Consider the following 20,468-nt stretch of genomic DNA (forward strand, 5'->3'; position numbering starts at 1 on the left):
ACGAACGGCGCGGTAGCTTCCGTGAAGATATGCCGTGGCGGCGACGACAGCGATCCCACGTTCCCGGTTTGCGGGCCGGTCCGCGGCCCGGACGCGACGCGGACGGGGCGGGGATGATGACGAGTTCGCGCCCGGGTCGGACCGGGTTTACGGACGGTGGCGTCGTCGTTTCGGCCGGACCAGCGCCGCAGGAGGGATCCAAAACATGACACAGTACGTCGGTGCGATAGACCAGGGGACGACCGGTACCCGCTTCATGGTGTTCGACCACGGCGGGCAGGTCGTCGCGAACGCCTACGAACAGCACGAACAGATCTACCCCAACCCGGGGTGGGTCGAACACGACCCGATCGAGATCTGGGAGAACACTCAGCAGGTCGTCGAGGACGGGCTCGCGAGCGCCGGCCTGGAGCCGAGCCAGCTCGAGGCGATCGGGATCACGAACCAGCGCGAGACCACGATCGTGTGGGACAAAGACTCCGGCAGGCCGGTCCACAACGCGCTCGTCTGGCAGGACCGCCGGACGACGGACCGCGTCGAGGAGATCCAAGAAGCGGGTAAAGTCGAAGATATCCGCGAGAAGACTGGACTGGAGTGTGACGCGTACTTCTCCGCGACCAAGACCGAGTGGATCCTCGACAACGCCGAGCCCCTCAAGATGCAGAGCTCACGTGGTGGGGACCTCCGCGACCGTGCCCGCGACGGCGAGCTCGTGATGGGCACGATCGACACGTGGCTCATCTACAACCTCACGGGCAACCACATCACGGACGTGACGAACGCGTCCCGGACGATGCTGTACAACATCCGGGACCTGGAGTGGGACGACGAGCTCTTAGAGGAGTTCGGCGTGCCGAAGGAGATGGTCCCGGAGGTCCGTCCCTCCTCGGACGAGGACTACTACGGACACACGGACGCCGACGGCTTCCTCGGCGAGGAGATCCCGGTCGCCGGCGCGCTCGGCGACCAGCAGGCCGCGCTGTTCGGCCAGACCTGCTTCGACGAGGGCGACGCGAAGAACACCTACGGAACCGGGTCGTTCTACCTGATGAACACGGGAACCGACGCCGTCGAGTCCGACCACGGGCTCTTGACGACGATCGGTTTCCAGATGTCCGGCGAGCCCGTCCAGTACGCGCTGGAGGGGGCGATCTTCATCACCGGTGCCGCGATCGAGTGGCTCGAGGACGTCGACCTGATCAACAACGCCGCCCAGACCGCGGAGCTCGCACGGTCCGTCGACTCGACGGACGGCGTCTACATGGTCCCGGCGTTCACGGGGCTCGGTGCGCCCCACTGGGACGGTCGCGCCCGCGGCACCATCGTCGGCATGACTCGCGGTACGAGCAAGGAGCACATCGTCCGGGCGACGCTCGAGTCTATCGCCTACCAGACCCGTGACGTGGCGGAGGCGATGGAGGCTGACTCCGGCGTGGAGACGACGAGCCTCCGCGTCGACGGCGGCGCGGTCAAGAACAACTTCCTCTGTCAGCTCCAGTCCGACATCCTCCAGACGGAGATCGCTCGCCCCGAGGTCGACGAGACGACCGCGCTCGGCTCCGCGTACGCCGCCGGCCTCGCCGTCGGCTACTGGGACACCGTCGACGAGCTCCGCGACAACTGGCAGATCGACCGCGAGTTCACACCCGAGAAAGACCAGGCCGCGGTCGACAAGCTGTACGACCGCTGGGGCGACGCCGTCGAGAAGTCCCTCGACTGGGCGAAGGACGACGAGGGGGACGAGTAGATGAACGCCGCAGTCGTGATGGGGGTCGTCGCGCAGGCCAGCGGCTGGAACGCGGGCTCGATCGACGCGGTCCTCGACGTCCTGCTCGACCCGACCATCTGGCTCGGCGCGGCGGCGGGCGGTGCGTTCGGTGCGGCCCTCGGCGCGCTCCCCGCGTTCATCTTCACCGGCTTCCTCGTCATCGCCGGCGTCTGGGGCGGCGACGCAGCCAGCGGCGTCGGCGTCGGCGTCGGCTTCGGTCCCGTCTTCGGTCCGCACATCTCCTTCGCTGGGGGTGCGGCCGCGTCGGCGTACGCCGCCAAGAACGGTCTGATGGAGTCCGGGTTCGACTACCACAACGCGAAGGACATCGGCTTCGCGCTCGGGAGCAAGCCGGACATCCTCGCCGTCGGGGCGGCCTTCGGCGTGTTCGGGATCTTGCTCGAACAGCTCCTTCGGAACCTCGCGATCCCGACGGACCCGATCGCGTTCACCGTCGTCGCCAGCGCCCTGCTCCACCGGGCGGTGTTCGGCTACTCCGTGATCGGCACCGTCAGCGACAAGGCGGCCGGGTTCATGGACATGGGCCCGTTCGAGCGCGGCGAGACGCGGGAGGCCGGCGAGGTGCCGGGTGACGGCGGAAAGGAGAGCGAGGACCGGCTCGCGGTCGAGCCGTGGCTGCCGAACATGTACAAGTGGTCACACGTCGTGGCGATCGGGTTGACCGCGGGACTGGCCGCCGCGTACGCCGCGATCCAGACCGGTAGCCCGTTCCTCGGGTTCGGGATCAGCGCGGCGACGTTGCTGTTCTTGAACCTCGGCGTCGAGCGGATCCCGGTCACCCACCACATGACGCTACCGGCCGCGACCGCGTACCTCGCTACGGCCGGGACGGGATACAGCCCGATCGTGGCGCTGATCATCGCCGGGATCTTCGGCGTGCTCGGTGCGGTCGTCGGCGAGGCGTTCCAGCGCGTCTTCTACGCGCACGGTGACACGCACGTCGACCCGCCGGCCGCCTCGATCGCGATCACGCACACGTTCATCGCGATACTCTCGATCGCCGGCATCCTGGGGTCCGCGGTGTGGGTCCCCGGAGCCGTCTGAACGCAGCGTTCACGGCCGGTTTTTCACGTGGTCTCGAAGCCCCGCCGAATCACGCGGTCGGAAGCGCCGACGAAAGTACGATGTACGCGACACCTCCGGACATGACACCGACACCAACCGCGGTGATGAATCCGTGACCGAGACCGAACACGCCGGTCACCGCCAGCGAGGCGGCGACCAGCGCGAGCCCGGCCGCACCGTGGTGATAGCTTCCGGCGGTCGGATGCTCGGCCAACGGCGTCCGCTCCGGCTCCGGAACTCGAACGCTGGCGTGATACGGAACGTACAGCCGAACCCCGATCCCGGCAGTCGCCGCGACGATCGAGGCGACTTGGACGTCGACGACGACCTCCCGAACCGCCAGGAAGGCGATGATCGCGACGACCAGCGCGAGCGCCTTGCTCCACTTGTCGGCCGCGATCACCGAGTCGTGGAACGACCCTTCGGACATGCTCGCGGGGAGGCGGGCAGCCGAGTTAAGTGTGTGGTCGGCCCGGTGCGTGTGGTCGGGGTGGATTTAACCCGAAGCGGGGCCAGCGGTCGGCATGAACACGCTGGGACTCGAGAGACGCGACGGGCGAAACATGCTCGTGGTCGCGGCCGTCGTGGCGCTCCTCATCGCCTGGACGGCCGAGGGGGCACTCGGCGTCCGTATCGTCGCCGGCGCGATAGCCGGCCTCGTGAGCGCGAGCGTCTTCGTCGTCTCCACGGTTCTCATCAACCGATACAAGCCGGACCACTGGTAGGGGAGACAGGGGAGACGCCCCGTCCCGACGACGGTACGGCCCGTCCCGGCGACGGTACGGCCAGTCCCGGCGACGGTTCGGCCCGTCCCGGCGACGGTACGGCCAGTCCCGGCGACGGTTCGTGCCGGTTTTATTCGCGTATCCAGGAGGAGATAGCGTGAACATCGACGACCGGATCGAGCGGCGGCTTGGGTACGACACCGGGGCGGGCGTCTTCGTCGACTTCGACGCCGTTTCCCCGGTGTTCCACCTCGAGACGCCGATCGGGCGCGGGCCAGCGCTCGAACGCCTGCTCGACGTGTTCAGTCCGGCCTTCTCCGGTGTGCTCCCGCCGAGCACCTACGTTCACGGGCCGAAGGGTAGCGGCAAGTCCGCCGTCGTCTCCGCGTTGTTCGCCCGTCTCGCGACCCACAGCGGCCCGCCGCGGGCGATACAGACGTCGACCCGGGCGGTCGAGCCGACGCTCCCCGGGTTCGTCTACGTCGACGCCAGACGGGCCTCGACCCGGTTCCGACTGTATCACGACGTGCTCGCGACCGTCAGCGACGAGGCGGTTCCCGACCACGGCATCGGGACCGACGACCTCGCGGAGTCGCTCCGGGACGCGGTCCGTCGCGGGCCGGACGTCGTGGTCGCGGTCGACCACACCAACGAGCCGGAGACGCCGAGCGCGACGACCGTCGTCGAGTGGCTCACCGACGTGAGCGGACACCTCGTTCCGGTGTGTCTCGGCCGCGAGCCCCCGGAGGAGATCGAGTGGAACCCCGACGAGTCGGTGGCGTTCTCGCGGTACCGTCGGCACGTGCTCGTCGAACTGCTGACGAGCCGGTGTTCGACAGGGCTCGGCCGCGAGGCGCTCACTCACGACCAGGTCCGGGAGATCGGCGAGTGGGCTGGCGGCGACGCCCACGACGCGCTCGCCGCGATCGCGGGTTCGGCGATACACGCCGAGCAGGCGGGCGTCTCGACGATCCGACCCGAGGACGTCGACGCGGGGATAGACGAGGTTCCAAAGCCGTGCGTCGCGTTGGGGCGCGTCCTCTCGCTCTCGGAGAGCCGGCGACGGCTCCTCTACGAACTCGTCACGTTGCCCGAGTCGGAGCGATCTTCGGTGAGCGCCGCGACGGAGACGATCGCCTCCCGACGGCGCGTCGACCTGTCGTCGTCGACGGTACGTCGCGTGCTCTACGAGCTCGCGGACGCCGGCCTGCTCGACCGGGTGACCGTGCGACGGAGCGACGGCAAGGGACGACCGCCGAGCCGGCTCGTCCCGCGGTTCCCGACGCTCGTCTACCGCGAACTGTTCGATCGGTCGACTCACGGCTGAACAAAAGACAGTTGCCGCCGGCGCCCGGACCCGGACACATGGTTCCGCCCCTCGCGTTGGACATCGACGGGACGCTGACGACGCCCGACGGTCGGCTCGATCCCCGCGTCTTCGAGCTGTTGCCCGATTGGGAGGCCCCCGTAGTGCTCGCGACCGGAAAGGCGTTCCCGTACCCGGTGGCGCTCGCGGGCTTTCTGGGCCACCCCGCACGCGTCGTCGCCGAGAACGGCGGGGTCGTCCACGTCGACGACGAGACGACCGTCCTCGGGGATCCGACGGCCCCACGCGCCGTGATCGAGGCGTTCCTCGAGCGCGGTGGCGACCTGGGGTGGGGAGGGGACGGGACGGTGAACCGGTGGCGCGAGACTGAGGTGGCGGTCGCGCCCGACGCCGACGAGGCGCTGTTGCGCGAGGTCGCCGCGGCTGACGGCGACGTGGAGGTCGTCGACACCGGCTACGCGTTCCACGTCAAGTCGCCGGACGTGAACAAGGGTGAGGGGCTCGCGCGGATCGCGGACTCGCTCGGGATCGACCCCACGGCGTTCGTCACGGTCGGCGACAGCGAGAACGACGTGTCGACGTTCGAGACCGCCGGAACGGCCTACGCCGTCGCCAACGCCGACCGGACTGCGACCGCGGCGGCCGACGTCGTCCTCGAGGCGACGTACATGGACGGCACGGTGGCGGTCCTCGAGGCGCTCACGGCCGGCGAGAGACCCGCCGGTCGACGTCGCTGATCCCGTTCGCGATCGACGTCGCCGATCCCGCGGGGTCGTCGGAGCCGCCCGTCTTCACTCGGCGTAAGGGTATCGTCCGGTCCCGCCGCACTCGCGACAGCGGACGACCACGCGGCCGGGGCCGAGCCGGACCCGACTCGTCTTCCCTGGCCGGAGGTACACGTCGCAGTCGTCACAGGTCTTCCGCTCGAACTCGCGGGGGACGCCACAGCGGTTCCGTTCGGCGATCCGTCGCGCCAGCCGCACGTACTCCCGTGCGCGGTCGTACTCGTCGTCGACGACCGCCTCCCGGGCGAGCCCGAACAGCCGCTCGATCCGTTCCTCGGGGATCCCCATACGCGTTCCGGGCGACCGCAACACAAAGGCGTTGTCGTCGACGGCGGGACCGGTCCCCGGGTCCGAAACCCGGCCGACCCGCATCCTTTTTGAACGGTCCACGCCAACCGGTCGGCATGAAAGAATCCCTGATGGACGTGATCTGTTGTCCGCTCGACAAGGCCGACCTCGAACTCGACGTCGACGAGGAAGGCGACGGGGAGGTCCTCGAGGGAACGCTCACGTGCACCGAGTGCGGCGAGGTCTACCCGATCGAGGACGGGATCCCGAACCTCCTCCCGCCGGACATGCGCGAGGAGGAGGCTGTCGCGTAACCGGCCCTCCGAACCGTTTTTCGAGCCGTCCCAGTCGGTCGCCGGCGACGTCGACGTCATCGCCCGTTCTCCCGTGCTACCTTCGATCCCGGATCGTGAACACCGGCACCGGCGTGGTCCTGACGGTCCGTTCCGCGACGCTCCCGAGCAGCACCCGGTCGTCACCGTGTCCACCGGTCGCACCCATCACGACCGCGTCCGCGCCGTCCGCGGAGACTCGCTCCCGGATCGCCTCGACGGGGTCGCCGTGGTCGACGTGACGCTCGACGCGTTCGATCCCGTACTCCTCCGCCGCGGCGACGAGGTCGTCGAGGGCGGCGTTCGCGGCGGCCGTCGCCGCGTCCTCGCCCGTGGCGGTGCCGAAGACCCCGCCCAGCGGGTCGGCGTCGTCGACGACGGCCAGCGCGTGGACCGTCGCGTCGAGAGTCACAGCGAGCGAGAGGCCGTGTTCGACCCCGGCGTCCCCGCCGACGCTCCCGTCGGTCGGGACCACGATCCCTTCGTACGGGAACGCGAGACGCTCGTCGGGCCGGGTTCGTGCCGTGAGAACCGGGACGGACGAGTGCCGAACGACTTTCTCCGAGACGCTCCCGAGGAGGTGTCGGGAGAGTCCCCGTCGACCGCGCGTCGGCATCACGATCAGGTCGTGTCCCCCCCGTTCGGCGTGGTCGACTATCGTCGGCGCGGGGTTCCCCTGTCGGACCGTGGCGTCGTGATCGACGCCCCTCGCTTCGAGCGCCGCCGTCGCCTCCGAGACGACGCGTTCGCCCCGTCGTTCGAGCACGTCGACGGTCTCTCCCTCGATGACGGTGACGCTGTCGCGGGTGGTGTCCGCGACGAACAGGACGTGGACCGTCGCGTCCACGAAGCGGGCGAGGTCGGCGGCGTGCCCGAGAACGTCGACGGCTCCGTCGCTCCCGTCGAACGGCAACAGGACATCGTCGTACATGGTCGCCGAGGGCTACGAACGCGAGGAGTTAATGCGTTCGCATCGGGCCGATCCGGTCCGAATCATGCTGTATCTTTTTTTGACCGCGGCGTGAGGCACCACACGTGCCGACTCTCGCCGTCGAACTGAACGGGGACGAAGTCCACTCGATCAGCGCCCCGGACCGGTTCACCACGACCGCCTCCTTTTCGATAGAGCTCGCGAACCGCGGCCGATCGACGCACGTCCACCTCCACCTCGACGACGACCTCGACCGGGTGGCGTCGATCGCCGACGGGAACCACTACGTCGAGGACGAGGCGGTCAAACACGTCCACGTCTCGGCTGTCCGGGTCGACGAACCCGTCCGCGGGAAGCTGAAGGTCGTCACGGGGTACGGTTCGAACACGGCGTACGTCGACGTGCGTATCGATCCGCCGCCCGAGGTGGCTCCCGACGAGGTAGTCGTCGACGAGCGCCTCTCGAAACCGCCCGAACAAACTCCGCCACAGCCGTGGCCGACCCGGCTCGTTACGGCGATCGAACGGGCGGTGGAACGGGGCGGCGTGCCGGCGCTTCTCGTCTCGTTTCTCGCGATCGCACTCGGCGTCGCGGCCGCCTTCGTGATCGACAGCGTGCTCGTCTTCCTCGCCGTCGGCCTCGTCCTCGCGGTGACGCTCGCGGCCACGCTGTACCTGTTGTCGTGAGAGTCGTGCTCGGAACCGCACTCCGTGACGGATCCGCGCGCTTTTAAGCGTCCCGGCGGAACCGGGAGCCATGAGCTTCGAGAAGGAAGACGAGGTCGTCCTCCACGACAAACACAGCGAGTACGACGGCGAGACCGGGAAGATCACGCAGGTGATGGAGACGATGTTCGGCGACGCGACCTACACCGTGAGCTTCGAGGACGGTCAGGAGACGGGCGTCCCCGAGGACTCGCTCGAAGCCGTCGAGAGCGAGGAGTAACCCGTTTTTCGCCCGTGCCCGCAGTCCCGTTCCACTACGTCGACCTCCGCGCGTTCTCGTACGCGACCGAGGACGAGAAGCGCGTCGAACAGGCGCTCCGCTCGCTTTTGCCCGATGACGCCGAGCTCGACCGCGTCGAGAACGTGGGCCACCACGGCGACAGGATCGTCGTCCTCTCCGCGCGGATCGAGCGCGCCGACGGGATGCGCCACGTGCTCGACCGGATCGCCGAGCTCGCCGAGCTCGACCGCGTGCTCGCCGAGCTCGACCAACGCGTCGACGACAACTGTGCGCTCTTCATGCGGCTGGACAAACAGGCGGCGTTCCGCGGCGAGGTTCGGCTCGGTCCCGGGATCACCGTCCGGGCGAAAGTCGAGGCGTACCCGGCGAAGAAAGAGACGGCCGTCGAGAACGCTCGCGAGACGCTCTCTCGGCTCGCGGACGCGTCGTAGCGGCGCGTTCCCTCGCACGCGTCGTAGCGACGCGTTCTCCCGCGCCCCGTAGTTCATCACGCGTTCCGCCGCGCCCCGTTCACTTCAGCCGGTCCGTGTCGATGCTCGTTCCGGGCGGCGAGACGATCAGGAACCCCCTGAAGTGCATCAGATCGCCACCCATGTCCTTGATCTCGCGGGCGAAGCCGGCTGCGAGCTGGTTGAGGTCGCCCTCGACGGACAACACGAGCGTGTTGCCGTAATCGACGCTGCGGATCCACGTCTCCGGGTCGGTCGTCCCGTCGAGGACGCCGAGGACGACGTCGCCGGCGTCGGCGAACGCCTCGTCCATCTGCTCTTCGGCGTCGCGTAAGTCGAGGTCCCAGTCGCTCATACCCGAGCGTCGACTCACGCCGGCAAAAGCGTTCGGGGCCGAGCCTCGGTGCGGAACGGAGGCTCGACGGGCGGTCTCGGGTCGGTCGTGGAAATCGAGGGTGAACCAGCCGATCACTGGACGTGAGCAGGTTGCCCTCCGAACGGACTCACTGGTGAGGGGAACCGATCGGCGACGGAGAACCGAGATACCCGGCAGTCGAGGTCGGGTATTCCTACTGGAGGACCCAATTTTCGATCGGAACGATCTCCGTCCTGCCACACGCGCCGCAGGATTCCGGTGGTTCGAACGCATGCTCGCCGGACGAACTCTGAACCGGCGTCCCCGCATGGATCACTTGGCAGTCCTCGCAAACGAACTCTTCGACGTGTTCCGGGCTATGCGCCATGATTCGGTCTCAACCCCTACACGTATAGTTAAGATGTACATACACGTTTTCGTTCGAATACCCATAACGGAGGAAGGTATCCTCATTCGCTACGGTGAACGATACTATCTCACCGCTCGGGGATCCTCGCTGCCGGACTACGTATAGCGGCCACCCGATCCGGTCGAGTCGCCCGACCCGACGCGCGCGAGCACGTCCAGGTTGTGCGCGCCGAAGGTCAGCCGTCCGTCCGTGACCGCGCGGTGTCGAACGTCGGCCCACTCCGAGACCGTCTCCGGCGAGAGCCAGGGGGCGGACTCCTCGACGGTAACTCCCGACGAGCCGTCCACGCCTCCACCATCCACGAGGACCTCGCGGACCGCCCCTTCGATCCCGTCGACGAGGTGATGGAGGAAGTACGTCTCGTCGTCCGGATACGGCGGCGTCACGAGCCAGTCCGAGCCGCCGCCGGCGACGACCCCGCCCCCGGCGGCGGGCAACGCCTCGAACAGTTCGCTACCCGTCCTGCTCCCGCCCGGACGGTCCGGCGCGTCCATCGTCGCGTGGTAGACGTCGAGGACGGCCCGTTCGGTCGCATCGTCGACGGTTCCGTTCCCGTCGAGCGACGGGGCGAGGAACGTCTCGCCGTCGAAGGTGATCGGGAAGTACGCGAGGCCGCCCGGGACGAACCCGAGGAGCGGGTCGAGCGCCCGGTCGAGGTCGACGACGTCGAGGAACGCACAGCCGACGAGCAGGTCGTACTCGGCCTCGGTCCGACGGGCGACCTCGACTGCGTCCGCTACAGCGAACGTCGCGGTCACGGACGTCCCGTCGGGAGCGTGGAGGCGAACCGTCCGCGTCGCGTCGAGGTCGTCGCGAACCCTTCCTTGGTCACGGACCTCCTCGACGGCGTATCCCGCCTCGTCGGCGTACCCCGTCCCGTCGGTCCACGCTCCCAGTTCCTCGACCGCCCGGCCTATCGCCCCCTCCCGGAGGTCGTACCCGCGGTAGACGACCTCGTCGGGAAGGACTCCCCACGCGAGGAGTCGCCGGAGCATCGACCCGGTCCCGCAACCGACCTCGACGACGCGGAGGGGCTCGTCGCGGTCCGCGAGCGCCTCCCGCAACCGGTCGAGCGTCGGACGGTGGAGCGCGCGGTCGTCGACGGTTCGTTTGGCCTCCAGGTATCGGGAGTGCTCGTACGTCGACGGTCGTGTCACGTCCGGTTCGAGGCTCTCGGAGCGGTTAAGTGCGTTCCACCCCGAGCCGCCGGCATGGAACACACGCGGCGGGCGATGCTCTCCGGCATCACGGCGGGCGGCGTCGTCGGCGTGACGGGGTGTCTCGGCGGGGGCGGTGGGAGCGACGGCGAGGCAACGCTCGACACGGGCGAGTACGACTGTGACCTCTCGGAGCCGACCGACCCGGACCTCGAGTACCGGCCGACCCTCGGCGACCCGGACGCGGACGTGGTCGTCCGAGCCTTCGAGGACTTCACCTGTCCGCACTGTGCGACCTACAAGCTCGAGCACTTCCCGGCCGTCCGCGAGGAGTTCATCGAGCCGGGCGAGATCCGCTACGAACACTGGGACTTCCCGATCCCCGTGAACGAGGACTGGGCGGTCCCCGTCGCCAGCGCGGCCCGCGGCGTCGGCGATCGGGACGGCGACGAGGCGTACTTCGCGTTCTCCTCGGCCGTCTACGAGTCGCAGGGCGAGTACAGCGGCGAGGCAGTCGGCTCAGCCGCGGAGACGGCGGGCGCGGACCCGTGTACGGTCCTCGCCGACGCCCAGTTCACGGCGTACGAGGAGGCTTCACAGAACGACCGCGACGAGGGCGAATCGATGGGCGTGGGCGGAACGCCGACGATCTTCGTGGACGGCGAGGCGGTCGACGGCTACGAGTCGGGGTCGATAATCGACGCCATCGAGTCGGCGTTGTGAACGGCCGGTACCGGGACGGTCGATAGGGCGGTCCCGAACGTCGGTCTTTTGGCCGTTCGACGCGTTTTATCCCCTAATGACGAGCGACGACCGCGGGGACCGTCGCCGGCTCGGCGCGGTCGTGCTCGCGGTGTTGATCTCGCAGGTCCTCCTCTACCCCGGCGTCCCCGCCCTCGTGGTCGAACTCGGCGCGCCCGCCGGCATCGACGCGGGGATGTGGTTCCTCGTCGCCGAGTTCACGGCGTTCGTGACGTTCGCCGTCGTCTGGGGAGTCGCGAGCGACGCGCTCGGTCGACGCGTGCCGCTGATAGTGGCCGGGGCGCTCGGCGGGGCCGCCTCCTACGTCGCGCTCGCCGTGGTCCCGGGGCTCGGCCTCGGCTTTTCGACGGTCCTCCTCGTCCGTGTCGTCGGCGGGTCGCTCACCATCGGCGCGTTCTCGCTCGCGATCACGACCCTGATGGATCTCGGCGGCGGAAACGGCCGGAACATGGGCGCCGCCGGCCTCGCGATCGGGCTCGGCGCGGCGGTCGGCTCCGTCGTCGGCGGCGCCCTCGCCGACGTCGGGCCCTTCTACCCCGTCTACGCCGGCGCGGTCGTGCTCGCGGGCGCGGGACTGCTCGCGACGACCGTCGACGACCGCGGGCCGGACGGCTCGGGGGAACCCGCTCCCACGATGGCGGGCGTGATCGCACGCGTCCGCGGGACCCCGGGCCTCCTCGTTCCCTTCGCGTTCGGCTTCGTGGATCGCTTGACCGCCGGCTTCTTCGCGCTGGTCGGCGTGTACTACTTCCAGGATCCGGCCACCTTCGGGCTCTCGGCGACCGGGGCGGGAGCGACGCTCGCGCTGTTTTTCGTCCCGTTCGCGCTCTTACAGTCCCCCTTCGGGTCGCTCTCGGACCGGATCGGTCGGTTCGTTCCGGTCGTGTTCGGATCGATCGCCTACGGCGTCGTCACGATCGGCGTCGGCCTCGCGCCGATATACGCGGTCGCGGCGGGATCGATGGTGCTCGTCGGCGTCTGCGGCGCGCTCATGGCCCCGGCGACGATGGCGCTCGTCACCGACCTCGTCGACCCGACTGCCCGCGGGGCGGCGATGGGGGCGTTCAACGTGTTCGGGTCGCTCGGGTTCCTGACGGGCTTTCTCGTCGGCGGCGGTGTGACGGGGACGTTCGGCTACCGGGCCGCCTTCCTCGCCGTCGGCGGGCTCGAACTCGCCATCGCGCTGGCGCTTCTCCCGGCCGTCCGCGTGGTCGCGCCGCGGGTCGGAACCTCCCCGTCCGTCGGCGGCGACTGACCGATCGCGACGCTCGCCGACGCCCACCGGACCGGACGCCTCGAGTCGAGCCTTTTTACCCCTCGCGGCACCATCCATCGGACGACGGATGGACCTACTGGTCGTCGGCGCGGGAGAGATCGGCCGCTGGGTGGCGGACACCCTCACAGCCGAGCGCTCGCCCGTCGACGCGAGCGTGACCTTCACCGACCGCGACGCCGACGTGGCGGCCGACGCCGTGGACTCCCGGGACGCGACGTCGGTCCCGGTCGACGCGGAGACGACACACGACGTCGTCTGTCTCGCGGTCCCGATGTCGGCGGTTCCCGACGCGGTCGCGGCGTACGCATCGCGGGCCGATGAGGGTATCTTCGACGTCTCCGGCGAGATGACGGCGGCGATCGCGGCGATGCGCGAGCACGCGCCCGAGCTCGAGCGCGCGAGCTACCACCCGCTCTTCGCGCCGCCGCGGGTCCCCGGCAACGTCGCCGTCGTCGTCGACGAGCCGGGGCCGACGATCGAGGCGGTTTCCGCAGCGATCGAGACCGGCGGCAACGAGGTATTCGAGACGACCACTGCCGAACACGACCGCGCCATGGAGACGGTCCAGTCGGGCGCACACGCCGCGGTGCTCGCGTGGCGACTCGCCGGCGAGGAGGTTCGCGAGGAGTTCCACACGCCGGTCTCCGCGGCGCTCGCCGACGTGGCCGACACGGTCACCGAGGGCGCACCCGGGGTGTACGCCGAGATCCAGCGCGCCTTCGACGGCGCGGACGACGTCGCCCGGGCTGCCCGCGAGATCGCCGACGCCGACGCCGAACGGTTCGCGGAACTCTACGAGTGCGCCCGGGGCGAGCGCGATCCGCGCGAGCGACACGACTGACGCGCCGTCCCGGAACCGACCGACACCCACCCATGATCGACAGAACCGCGGTCCGCGACACCGCCAACTACCTGCGTCAGGTCCGCCCCATCGACCCCGAGGAGATCACCGAGTACATCGAGGGAACGCCACATCCCGCGGTCGTTCGCGAGACGCTCCGCGAGGAGGCGTTCGACCTCCGACTTCGCGAGCGCGAGGACGGTAGCTTCGTCCCCGTCGACGACGACCCGATCCGCCCGCCGGGGTGGGCCCCGGACGCGCTCCCCGAGGCATACGCGTTTGCCTTGGAGGACCTCCTCGTCTCCGAGTTCGGCGCGAACTGGCACGTCGGCGACTCCGGTGACGAGCTCCGCGAGACGATCCGCCGGCTGAAGGCGGACTACCTCTACGGCAACGACGTCCGGTACGACCGGATCGTCGCGCTCGGCTACGCGGTGTACCACCTCCCCGACTACTACGCAGTGATCGGCTACGTCCTCGACGACCTCGCGGAGAACGGCCTGCTGGATCGGACGCTTCGCGTCCTCGACGTCGGCGCGGGCGTCGGCGGGCCGGCGCTCGGCCTCCACGACTACCTCCCGGATGACGCGGTCGTGGAGTACCACGCGGTGGAACCCAGCGCCAATGCGGACGTGCTCGACCGACTGCTCGAGGAGACCGGACCGAACTTCCGGTCGACGGTCCACCGGACGACCGCCGAGTCGCTGTTCGGGCTCGAGGACGAGGAGGGCGAGAACTCCGAGAGCGAGGACGCCGAGGACGACTCCCCGGATCGCGACGCCATTCTCGAGGAGCCGTTCGACCTGGTGCTCTTCGGCAACGTCCTCTCGGAGCTTTCCGACCCGGTCACCGTCCTCGAGTCCGGGATCGACGTCCTCGCCGGGGACGGGAGCGTCGTCGCGCTCGCGCCCGCGGACCGCGAGACCGCGATCGGGCTCCGTGAACTCGAGCGGGCGGTTACGACGCCCGGGAGCGGCGTCGACGTCTACTCGCCGACCCTCCGGCTCTGGGCAGACGCGGTCCCGAGCGATCTGGGTTGGTCCTTCGACGTTCGCGGGGACCTCGCGGTCCCGCCGTTCCAGCGTCGGCTCGACGAGGCGGCGGACCGTGGGCCGACCGACGAACCGGGCGAGTTCCACAACGTCGACGTCCAGTTCGCCTACTCGATCCTCCGGACTGACGGGACCCGCCGAGTCGACGTCCGCGCGAGCGACGACCGCTGTGCGCGGATGGCCGACTCCGAGGAACACGTCACCGACCGCGTGAACCTCCTCGCGGTGAAGCTCAGCCACGACCTCAGCGACGGGGCCAACGCGGTGTATCGCGTCGGCGACGGCTCCCAGTCGGTGGACCACTACCTCGTCTGTACGCGCGAGACGGTCCTCAACGACGGGCTTCGCGAGGCCGACTACGGCGCGGTCCTCTTCGTCGAGAACGGGCTCGTGCTCTGGAACGACGACGAGGTCGCGTACAACGTCGTCGTGGACGACGAGACCGTCGTCGACGTCGTCGCACCCTGACCGATCGACGGGTGGCCGGCCCGATCGGGACCCGTTCCGACCGACACCCCCATCCGTCCGCCCGACATCCGTCGGGCATGGGCTCTCCGATCGCAGTCGACCGGACGCTCCCCGCCGGTACGCGCGTCGGACGGGTCGCGCTCCGTGTCGGCGACCTCGAATCGGTGACCGCCTTCTACCGGGACGTGATCGGGCTCTCGGTGCTTGCCCGGACCGAGACGACCGCGACGCTCGGCGCGGGCGGGACGCCGCTGCTCGAACTGACCGCCGATCCCGACGCCCCCGAGCGGGGGCGGGCGGACGCCGGACTGTTCCACGTCGCGTTCCGGGTCCCGTCCCGCACTGCGCTCGGCGACGCCCTGGAACGGATCCGGGAGCGGTGGGAACTGGACGGCGCGTCCGATCACCACGTGAGCGAGGCGCTGTACCTCGCCGATCCGGAGGGAAACGGCGTGGAAGTGTACCGTGACCGTCCCCGCGAGACGTGGACGGAGGCCGACGACGGCCGGGTCCACATCGTGACCGAACCGCTGGACCTCGAGGGCGTCGCTGAGGTCTCGACGGGAGCGGACCGGGCGCCGGCCGACACCGACGTCGGTCACGTCCACCTCGAGGTCGCCTCGCTCGAGGCGTTCGAGCGGTTCTATATAGCGATGTTCGGTTTCAACCTGCGGGCGAGCTACCCCGACGCGCGGTTCGTCGCTGTGGACGGCTACCACCACCACGTCGGCGCGAACACCTGGAACCGCCGGACGGGACCCGCTGGGGACGGACCCGGACTCGACTGGTTCGAGGTCGTCGTGCCGGACGACGAGGGCCGTCGTGAGCTCCGGGAGCGGCTCCCCGAGGGGGACGTCTCGGAGTCGACCGCCGCGGGTGGATTCGCCGTCACCGATCCTGACGGGATCGAGGTCCACGTGTCCCCGGGACCATAGGCGGATCAGTCCTCCGGCTCCGACGTCGCCATCGACCGCCTGACCCGGCGGCGGATCGCGAACCCGACGCCGAGAAGCGGAACGCCGGCTGTGAGGAGATACGGCAAAGCGTAAGCGGTACCGACGACGACGGCCCGAAGGAGCGTTCCGAGCCCTCGGACGGATTCGAGGAACGCGGTCGCCACGCCGGTGTCGTACCACGCCGTCGACACGGCCGACGGTTCGGGCGGCTCCTCGCGGAGTTCGACCCGGATCGTCGACAGGGCGACCCGCTCCTCCAGGGCGGCCCGTTCGGCCTCCATCCGTTCGATCTCCTCCTGTACGTCGGCGAGTTCCCGCTGGACCGCCAGCACGTCCTCCGTCGTGTCGGCGCCCTCGTAGAGTTCCCTGAGTCGGTCGCGTTCGGCTCGCTTGTTCTCCAAGCGTGCCTCGAGGTCGGCGATCCGGTCCGTGACGTCCCGGCTCTCCGTCGTCGACCGCTCGACGTCCCCGAGCGCCTCGAGGTCGGCCATCACGGCGTCGAACTCCTCGCTCGGCACGCGAAGCGTGAGTGTGCCCCCGGTAAACTCTTCGTCGCCCCGCTCGTGGGTCTCGCGGGTCGATTCGCTCACGAACCCGCCGTACTCCTCGGCGACCGTTCGCGCCTCGGCGTCCGCTTCCGCGAAGGAATCGACGGTGACCCGGAGGTCGCCGGTGCGGATCAGTCGGCGCTCCGCCACCGCGGTGACCGTCTCGCCGTCCTCGGTTGCGATGTCGGAGCTCTCGGTCGCGCCGTCGTCCCCGTTCGACGCGCCGGCTCCGTCGCCCTCGGGGGACGCCGTTTCGGGCGCGTCGTCGCCGGCGTCCGCACCCCCTCCGGCACCTCCCGTCCCGGCACCGGAACAGCCCGCGAGCGCCACGAGCCCCGCGACCGTCACGACGAGCAGCAGTCGTCTCGTGTCCATGTGGGTGAGACGCGCCGCGACCGCGGTAAAGGCTCGCAAGGAACAAACGCCCGTTTGTCCCTCGGATCCGACGCACCCGGCCTCGCCGACAGCCATCTCGCCGGCGGTCGTCTTCACCCCGATCGCGGCCCGTATCCCCGCTGACCGCCGTCGGTCTCCCCGCTGACCGCCGTCGGTGGCGCCGACGTCACACCGCCCACGTCCTCACTCGACGCCGATCGGCTCGATCAGGTCCGCACCGTCGGTTCCGGCGGCGTTCACGCGCGTCGAGACCGGATACGCCTCCATACCCGCGGCCGGGTACGGGTCCATCATCGCCGCCGCCTCCTCCGGATCGCCGTGGAGCCAACGCTCCTCCTCGTCCGGCGCGAGGATCACCGCCATCCGATGGTGGAGGTCGGCGACCAGGTCGTTCGGCTCGGTCGTCACGACGGCGAACGTCTCGCGGGTCCGATCGCCGTCCCCGTTCTCTCGCTCGTTCGCGTCCGTCCCGCGGCCGAACGCGCCGAGATCGGTTTGGGTCGTCTCGGGCTTCGGAGGGGTCCACCGTTCGTACAGGCCGGCCATCGCGAACGGACGGTCGTCCTCGAAGGCGACACGGTAGGGTCGCTTCCCGGACCCGTCACCGGCGTCGACCCACTCGTAGAACCCGTCGGCGGGAACGAGACACCGTCGGGACTCGTAGGCGTCCGCGAAGCTCCGCTTGCCTCGGATCGTCTCCGCACGTGCGTTGATCAACTCGAACGGTTCCTCGGCCCACGACGGGGTCAGTCCCCACGTCATCTGGGTCGCCCGATCCGGGTCCTCCGCCGTCACGACCGGGAGGTCCTCGCCGGGTGCGCAGTTGTAGCTGGGCTCGAAACCCTCCCCGAACGTCACGCCGAAGCGCGACTCGAGTTCCTCGACGGGCGTGAACAGCGTGTACCGGCCACACATCACCAATCGACGTTTCGGTCGAACAGTATTAAATAGGGACCCGATCGTCGGCCGGAGGGTCGGGTGAGAACTATACGGGTCCGTCCGGAAGGTGTCGGTATGGAACTCCTCGTCGCGATGGACGACTCGCCGTTGGGCCGCAAATCGCTCGAGTACGCGCTCGAACTCTTCGCGGACGCCCGGGTGACGGTCGTCCACGTCGCGTACCCCGAACTGGACATGCTCCCGTCCGACGCGGAGGAGGTGTACGGCGCGGATCCGACGGAGCTGGACGGGATCGGTGACGAGACTGCCCGGCGAGTGTTCGATACGATCCGCGACGTCGCGGACGACCGCCCGGTCGCCGTGACGTATCTCTTGGGTGAGGCGGACCGACGGCTGGTCGAGTACGTCCGGGAGGAGGGGTTCGATCACGTCGTGATGGGGACCCACGGTCGCGAGGGTCTCTCACGGCTCCTGCTCGGGAGCGTTGCCGAGGCCGTCGTCCGTCAAACCGACGTTCCGACGACGCTCGTCAAATAGCGATCGGAGCGGGAACGACCCGACGGAAACGACGACAGACGGTACTCGCCTCCGGAATCCGGGGGGGTCGTTACATTCGATGAGGAAACGAGACGGCGCCACTATTGATATAGCGACATACAATTTATATGCTCGGTACGAGACGAATTTTGACGGACGAAGTCCGACGAAATCGAGCGGATACGTCCAAGTGGACCGTTTCCGGCTACCGTAACAGCCGGTACACGTTCGCCTCGTAGGTCTCCCGCACCTGGTCCCCCCAGTTGTGGGTGTAGGTGTCGATGACGTCGTCGGCGACGTCCCCTCGGAGGTACTTGACGACGCCGCGGTCGCCCGTCCTGTCACGGAGGTGTGTCGTGAAGAAGTGTCTGAAGTAGTGCGGGGTGACGTTCTCGCCCGCGCCGCCACCGGTTCGATACCAGCCCGCGTCGCGGGCGTACCGCTCGACGATGTGGCGGACGGCCTGCGGATCGAGTCGCTCTCCCCACCCGTCCGTCGTGTTCACGAAGAGCGCGGGCGACGTCGTGTCCGGCCGTATCGCGAGCCACCGCTTCAGCGTCGTTCGGAGCTCCCCGTCGACGGGGATGACGGTCTCCCGCTTCCGCTTGTTGGAAGCGGTTCGCGCCTCGCCGTTCAACTCCTCGCCCACGGTCGCGTCCGGCGTCACGTACAGCGAGTTCGGCCGCTCGGCGAGCGCCGGGCGCGTCCCCAGTTCGTACGCCGATTCGAGTTCCGGGTCCGTCACCGACAGATCGCGGAGGTCGAGGTTACAGAGCTCCCCGACCCGAATTCCCGTCTTCAACAACGTACAGACGACCGCGCGGTGGAGCGGGTGGGTGATCCCCGCCACGAACGAACGCATTCGGGGGATCGGGACGTCCCTCCGGGCGGGGTCCTTGTCGACGGTCTCGTCCATCTCCTCCATCACGAGCGTCATGGGATTCCCCTCGAACGCGCCGACCTCGGTCATGTAGCCGTAAAACCGGTGGAGGTACGCCGCGTAGGTCGCGACCGTGCTGTCGGCGACGTCACCCCGCAACGAGTGGACGAACGCCATACAGTCACGATGAGTCGCGGTTGCTGGGGTCGTCCCCTCGTCGAGGACCCCCTCGAATCGCCTGAGGACCCGTTCGTACGATTCCCTCGTCCGATCCGACTTCCCGTGATAGGTCAGGTCCTCGATGAAGTATTCGATCGGGTCGTCGGGATCCTCGACCGTGTGCGGGCCGCTACTCATCGACGAGCGTGTACCCTCCCTCGCGTCCGCTGTACCGGACGCGGTCGCGTTCCTGGAGCGAGTCGAGCGCTTCCTCGAGGCTCTCCTCGAACCCGTCGAACACCGCCTCGACGAGGTCGTCCCACGAGCGGTGGCCGTCCGCGATCGCTGATTCGATCCGCCTTTCGAGGTCGTTACCCCCGGGGTTCGACCCCTCAGGATCGGGTTGCTCGCGGTTACTCTCGGTCGAGAGCGAGAACCCGCGCCTCCCGGCCTGTACCATCGTTCTGACGAACTCGCTCTGTGACATCCCGAGTTCGTCGGCGTGTCGTTGCCACGTCGACTTCTGTTCGGCGGGGACGTACGTCTTCACCGAACGGCGGTCTTGACTCATCCCTACCGGCCACCTCTCACCCGTCCGACTTCAAAGTACCCCATATTTCGGGATAAGGTCACTTATACCAGAACTTGTACCTACTCTTACGGAGTTTACTGGGACTATATATCGGTATATTACTACAATAGGTCCATTTGTGTCGATCTTCGAGCACCTGACGTAGGCCCAAAGGTTTGGATTAGTATATGCCGCAAGGATCGGCCCGATCGGGACCGATTCGATCCTCAACTCCACGTGTGTGTCGCCCCGTGGATCTCTCGTAATACTGGAACGACGGGAACGACGCGATATCACGACCGGTCCGATATCGAGGCGTGACCGACACGGCTTCGGCGTCGCTCCCGGAACGAACGGCTTCCACCAGCCTCGGAGGGATGTCGGGTTGACACGCGCTCACAACGGCCGTCAGTCCGTTCTCTCGGTCGGGAAGACGAACACATTCGCCGTCCAATACGCGCCCGTGAGTGACCTCTCATCCGTGTCCCACCCTCGCGGTCGGGGGCTTCGGGACGCCGGTAGC

At 68.8% G+C, this 20,468-nt stretch carries 23 protein-coding genes and 1 pseudogene; 15 read left to right on the forward strand and 9 right to left on the reverse strand.

The features are described from left to right. Positions 1-205 precede the first annotated feature (205 nt). Together glpK and DQW50_RS05195 are read left to right on the forward strand one after the other, a co-directional pair. On the forward strand, positions 206-1,747 hold the full coding sequence (gene glpK, locus DQW50_RS05190; protein ID WP_112078235.1) for a glycerol kinase GlpK: 1,542 nt from the start codon (positions 206-208) through the stop codon (positions 1,745-1,747). Further along, positions 1,748-2,833, forward strand: coding sequence for a hypothetical protein (locus DQW50_RS05195; RefSeq protein WP_198664615.1), 1,086 nt, complete (start codon positions 1,748-1,750; stop codon positions 2,831-2,833). It abuts the gene before it with no gap. Between the two features lie 49 nt (positions 2,834-2,882). On the opposite strand, the gene DQW50_RS05200 is transcribed toward DQW50_RS05195, so the two are convergent. Next, entirely contained in the window at positions 2,883-3,284 is a 402-nt protein-coding gene (locus DQW50_RS05200) for a hypothetical protein (RefSeq protein ID WP_112078236.1), read from the reverse strand. 94 nt (positions 3,285-3,378) lie between these two features. Between DQW50_RS05200 and DQW50_RS05205 the strand changes: the two genes are divergently transcribed. The 3 genes from DQW50_RS05205 to DQW50_RS05215 all read left to right on the forward strand — a co-directional run bounded on the left by DQW50_RS05205 (position 3,379) and on the right by DQW50_RS05215 (position 5,643). After that, complete coding sequence (locus DQW50_RS05205) at positions 3,379-3,579, forward strand: hypothetical protein (RefSeq protein ID WP_112078237.1); 201 nt, start codon at positions 3,379-3,381, stop codon at positions 3,577-3,579. 157 nt (positions 3,580-3,736) lie between these two features. Then, positions 3,737-4,906, forward strand: a complete 1,170-nt coding sequence (locus DQW50_RS05210) for a Cdc6/Cdc18 family protein (protein WP_112078238.1) — start codon at positions 3,737-3,739, stop codon at positions 4,904-4,906. 38 nt (positions 4,907-4,944) lie between these two features. Further along, the gene (locus DQW50_RS05215) at positions 4,945-5,643 is read left to right on the forward strand and encodes an HAD-IIB family hydrolase (protein ID WP_112078239.1); all 699 of its coding nucleotides are present in this window, start codon (positions 4,945-4,947) and stop codon (positions 5,641-5,643) included. A gap of 54 nt (positions 5,644-5,697) precedes the next feature. Here DQW50_RS05215 and DQW50_RS05220 read toward each other — a convergent pair whose 3' ends face one another. Beyond that, the gene (locus DQW50_RS05220) at positions 5,698-5,979 is read right to left on the reverse strand and encodes a ribonuclease P protein component 4 (protein WP_112078321.1); all 282 of its coding nucleotides are present in this window, start codon (positions 5,977-5,979) and stop codon (positions 5,698-5,700) included. Between the two features lie 116 nt (positions 5,980-6,095). Here DQW50_RS05220 and DQW50_RS05225 point away from each other — a divergent pair, with 116 nt between their 5' ends. After that, positions 6,096-6,293 (forward strand): methytransferase partner Trm112, encoded by a 198-nt coding sequence (locus tag DQW50_RS05225; RefSeq protein WP_198664616.1) that lies wholly within the window; start codon positions 6,096-6,098, stop codon positions 6,291-6,293. A gap of 76 nt (positions 6,294-6,369) precedes the next feature. On the opposite strand, the gene DQW50_RS05230 is transcribed toward DQW50_RS05225, so the two are convergent. After that, a complete protein-coding gene (locus tag DQW50_RS05230) occupies positions 6,370-7,242 on the reverse strand; it encodes a universal stress protein (protein ID WP_112078240.1) in 873 nt (290 codons plus the stop codon). Positions 7,243-7,346: 104 nt separating this feature from the next. Here DQW50_RS05230 and DQW50_RS05235 point away from each other — a divergent pair, with 104 nt between their 5' ends. From DQW50_RS05235 to DQW50_RS05245, 3 genes are all read left to right on the forward strand, one after another. Continuing rightward, positions 7,347-7,928 (forward strand): hypothetical protein, encoded by a 582-nt coding sequence (locus DQW50_RS05235; RefSeq protein WP_112078241.1) that lies wholly within the window; start codon positions 7,347-7,349, stop codon positions 7,926-7,928. A 70-nt stretch (positions 7,929-7,998) separates the two neighbouring features. After that, positions 7,999-8,187 carry a DUF1918 domain-containing protein gene (locus DQW50_RS05240; protein WP_112078242.1) on the forward strand — a complete coding sequence of 63 codons (189 nt, stop codon included), beginning with the start codon at positions 7,999-8,001 and terminating at the stop codon, positions 8,185-8,187. Between the two features lie 14 nt (positions 8,188-8,201). Next, on the forward strand, positions 8,202-8,639 hold the full coding sequence (locus DQW50_RS05245) for an RNA-binding protein (protein WP_112078243.1): 438 nt from the start codon (positions 8,202-8,204) through the stop codon (positions 8,637-8,639). Positions 8,640-8,724: 85 nt separating this feature from the next. Here DQW50_RS05245 and DQW50_RS05250 read toward each other — a convergent pair. After that, positions 8,725-9,012 (reverse strand): annotated as a pseudogene (locus tag DQW50_RS05250) (DUF5779 family protein); the annotation flags it as partial. Between the two features lie 525 nt (positions 9,013-9,537). Then, on the reverse strand, positions 9,538-10,599 hold the full coding sequence (locus DQW50_RS05255) for a hypothetical protein (protein WP_112078245.1): 1,062 nt from the start codon (positions 10,597-10,599) through the stop codon (positions 9,538-9,540). Positions 10,600-10,653: 54 nt separating this feature from the next. Here DQW50_RS05255 and DQW50_RS05260 point away from each other — a divergent pair, with 54 nt between their 5' ends. The 5 genes from DQW50_RS05260 to DQW50_RS05280 all read left to right on the forward strand — a co-directional run bounded on the left by DQW50_RS05260 (position 10,654) and on the right by DQW50_RS05280 (position 15,933). Continuing rightward, a complete protein-coding gene (locus DQW50_RS05260) occupies positions 10,654-11,322 on the forward strand; it encodes a DsbA family protein (RefSeq protein ID WP_112078246.1) in 669 nt (222 codons plus the stop codon). 76 nt (positions 11,323-11,398) lie between these two features. Further along, a complete protein-coding gene (locus DQW50_RS05265; protein WP_112078247.1) occupies positions 11,399-12,616 on the forward strand; it encodes an MFS transporter in 1,218 nt (405 codons plus the stop codon). A gap of 88 nt (positions 12,617-12,704) precedes the next feature. Next, entirely contained in the window at positions 12,705-13,478 is a 774-nt protein-coding gene (locus DQW50_RS05270) for an NAD(P)-binding domain-containing protein (protein WP_112078248.1), read from the forward strand. Between the two features lie 32 nt (positions 13,479-13,510). Continuing rightward, positions 13,511-14,998: a small ribosomal subunit Rsm22 family protein gene (locus DQW50_RS05275; protein ID WP_112078249.1), complete on the forward strand. Its 1,488-nt coding sequence runs from the start codon at positions 13,511-13,513 to the stop codon at positions 14,996-14,998. 77 nt (positions 14,999-15,075) lie between these two features. Beyond that, entirely contained in the window at positions 15,076-15,933 is an 858-nt protein-coding gene (locus tag DQW50_RS05280) for a VOC family protein (protein ID WP_112078250.1), read from the forward strand. A gap of 5 nt (positions 15,934-15,938) precedes the next feature. On the opposite strand, the gene DQW50_RS05285 is transcribed toward DQW50_RS05280, so the two are convergent. Together DQW50_RS05285 and DQW50_RS05290 are read right to left on the reverse strand one after the other, a co-directional pair. Continuing rightward, on the reverse strand, positions 15,939-16,877 hold the full coding sequence (locus DQW50_RS05285) for a DUF4349 domain-containing protein (protein WP_112078251.1): 939 nt from the start codon (positions 16,875-16,877) through the stop codon (positions 15,939-15,941). A 204-nt stretch (positions 16,878-17,081) separates the two neighbouring features. Then, positions 17,082-17,813: an SOS response-associated peptidase gene (locus DQW50_RS05290; RefSeq protein ID WP_112078252.1), complete on the reverse strand. Its 732-nt coding sequence runs from the start codon at positions 17,811-17,813 to the stop codon at positions 17,082-17,084. A gap of 99 nt (positions 17,814-17,912) precedes the next feature. On the opposite strand from DQW50_RS05290, the gene DQW50_RS05295 reads away from it, so the two are divergent. After that, positions 17,913-18,335: a universal stress protein gene (locus tag DQW50_RS05295; protein ID WP_112078253.1), complete on the forward strand. Its 423-nt coding sequence runs from the start codon at positions 17,913-17,915 to the stop codon at positions 18,333-18,335. A gap of 205 nt (positions 18,336-18,540) precedes the next feature. Here DQW50_RS05295 and DQW50_RS05300 read toward each other — a convergent pair whose 3' ends face one another. After that, complete coding sequence (locus DQW50_RS05300; RefSeq protein ID WP_112078254.1) at positions 18,541-19,572, reverse strand: tyrosine-type recombinase/integrase; 1,032 nt, start codon at positions 19,570-19,572, stop codon at positions 18,541-18,543. Then, a complete protein-coding gene (locus DQW50_RS05305; RefSeq protein ID WP_112078255.1) occupies positions 19,565-19,945 on the reverse strand; it encodes a DUF5805 domain-containing protein in 381 nt (126 codons plus the stop codon). The genes DQW50_RS05300 and DQW50_RS05305 overlap by 8 nt, the downstream gene beginning before the upstream one ends. Between the last annotated feature and the right edge of the window lie 523 nt (positions 19,946-20,468).

The organism is Halorubrum sp. 48-1-W (assembly GCF_003287355.1).
Classification (GTDB): domain Archaea; phylum Halobacteriota; class Halobacteria; order Halobacteriales; family Haloferacaceae; genus Halorubrum.

Bases quoted from the DNA above. Each gene is read 5' to 3' on its own strand.
- DQW50_RS05240 (WP_112078242.1), top strand. From the start codon at position 7,999: ATGAGCTTCGAGAAGGAAGACGAGGTCGTCCTCCACGACAAACACAGC.
- DQW50_RS05230 (WP_112078240.1), bottom strand. From the start codon at position 7,242: ATGTACGACGATGTCCTGTTGCCGTTCGACGGGAGCGACGGAGCCGTC.
- DQW50_RS05205 (WP_112078237.1), top strand. From the start codon at position 3,379: ATGAACACGCTGGGACTCGAGAGACGCGACGGGCGAAACATGCTCGTG.
- DQW50_RS05265 (WP_112078247.1), top strand. From the start codon at position 11,399: ATGACGAGCGACGACCGCGGGGACCGTCGCCGGCTCGGCGCGGTCGTG.
- DQW50_RS05295 (WP_112078253.1), top strand. From the start codon at position 17,913: ATGGAACTCCTCGTCGCGATGGACGACTCGCCGTTGGGCCGCAAATCG.
- DQW50_RS05215 (WP_112078239.1), top strand. From the start codon at position 4,945: ATGGTTCCGCCCCTCGCGTTGGACATCGACGGGACGCTGACGACGCCC.
- DQW50_RS05290 (WP_112078252.1), bottom strand. From the start codon at position 17,813: ATGTGTGGCCGGTACACGCTGTTCACGCCCGTCGAGGAACTCGAGTCG.
- DQW50_RS05305 (WP_112078255.1), bottom strand. From the start codon at position 19,945: ATGAGTCAAGACCGCCGTTCGGTGAAGACGTACGTCCCCGCCGAACAG.
- glpK (WP_112078235.1), top strand. From the start codon at position 206: ATGACACAGTACGTCGGTGCGATAGACCAGGGGACGACCGGTACCCGC.
- DQW50_RS05225 (WP_198664616.1), top strand. From the start codon at position 6,096: ATGAAAGAATCCCTGATGGACGTGATCTGTTGTCCGCTCGACAAGGCC.
- DQW50_RS05260 (WP_112078246.1), top strand. From the start codon at position 10,654: ATGGAACACACGCGGCGGGCGATGCTCTCCGGCATCACGGCGGGCGGC.
- DQW50_RS05200 (WP_112078236.1), bottom strand. From the start codon at position 3,284: ATGTCCGAAGGGTCGTTCCACGACTCGGTGATCGCGGCCGACAAGTGG.
- DQW50_RS05280 (WP_112078250.1), top strand. From the start codon at position 15,076: ATGGGCTCTCCGATCGCAGTCGACCGGACGCTCCCCGCCGGTACGCGC.
- DQW50_RS05220 (WP_112078321.1), bottom strand. From the start codon at position 5,979: ATGGGGATCCCCGAGGAACGGATCGAGCGGCTGTTCGGGCTCGCCCGG.
- DQW50_RS05195 (WP_198664615.1), top strand. From the start codon at position 1,748: ATGAACGCCGCAGTCGTGATGGGGGTCGTCGCGCAGGCCAGCGGCTGG.
- DQW50_RS05270 (WP_112078248.1), top strand. From the start codon at position 12,705: ATGGACCTACTGGTCGTCGGCGCGGGAGAGATCGGCCGCTGGGTGGCG.
- DQW50_RS05300 (WP_112078254.1), bottom strand. From the start codon at position 19,572: ATGAGTAGCGGCCCGCACACGGTCGAGGATCCCGACGACCCGATCGAA.
- DQW50_RS05285 (WP_112078251.1), bottom strand. From the start codon at position 16,877: ATGGACACGAGACGACTGCTGCTCGTCGTGACGGTCGCGGGGCTCGTG.
- DQW50_RS05275 (WP_112078249.1), top strand. From the start codon at position 13,511: ATGATCGACAGAACCGCGGTCCGCGACACCGCCAACTACCTGCGTCAG.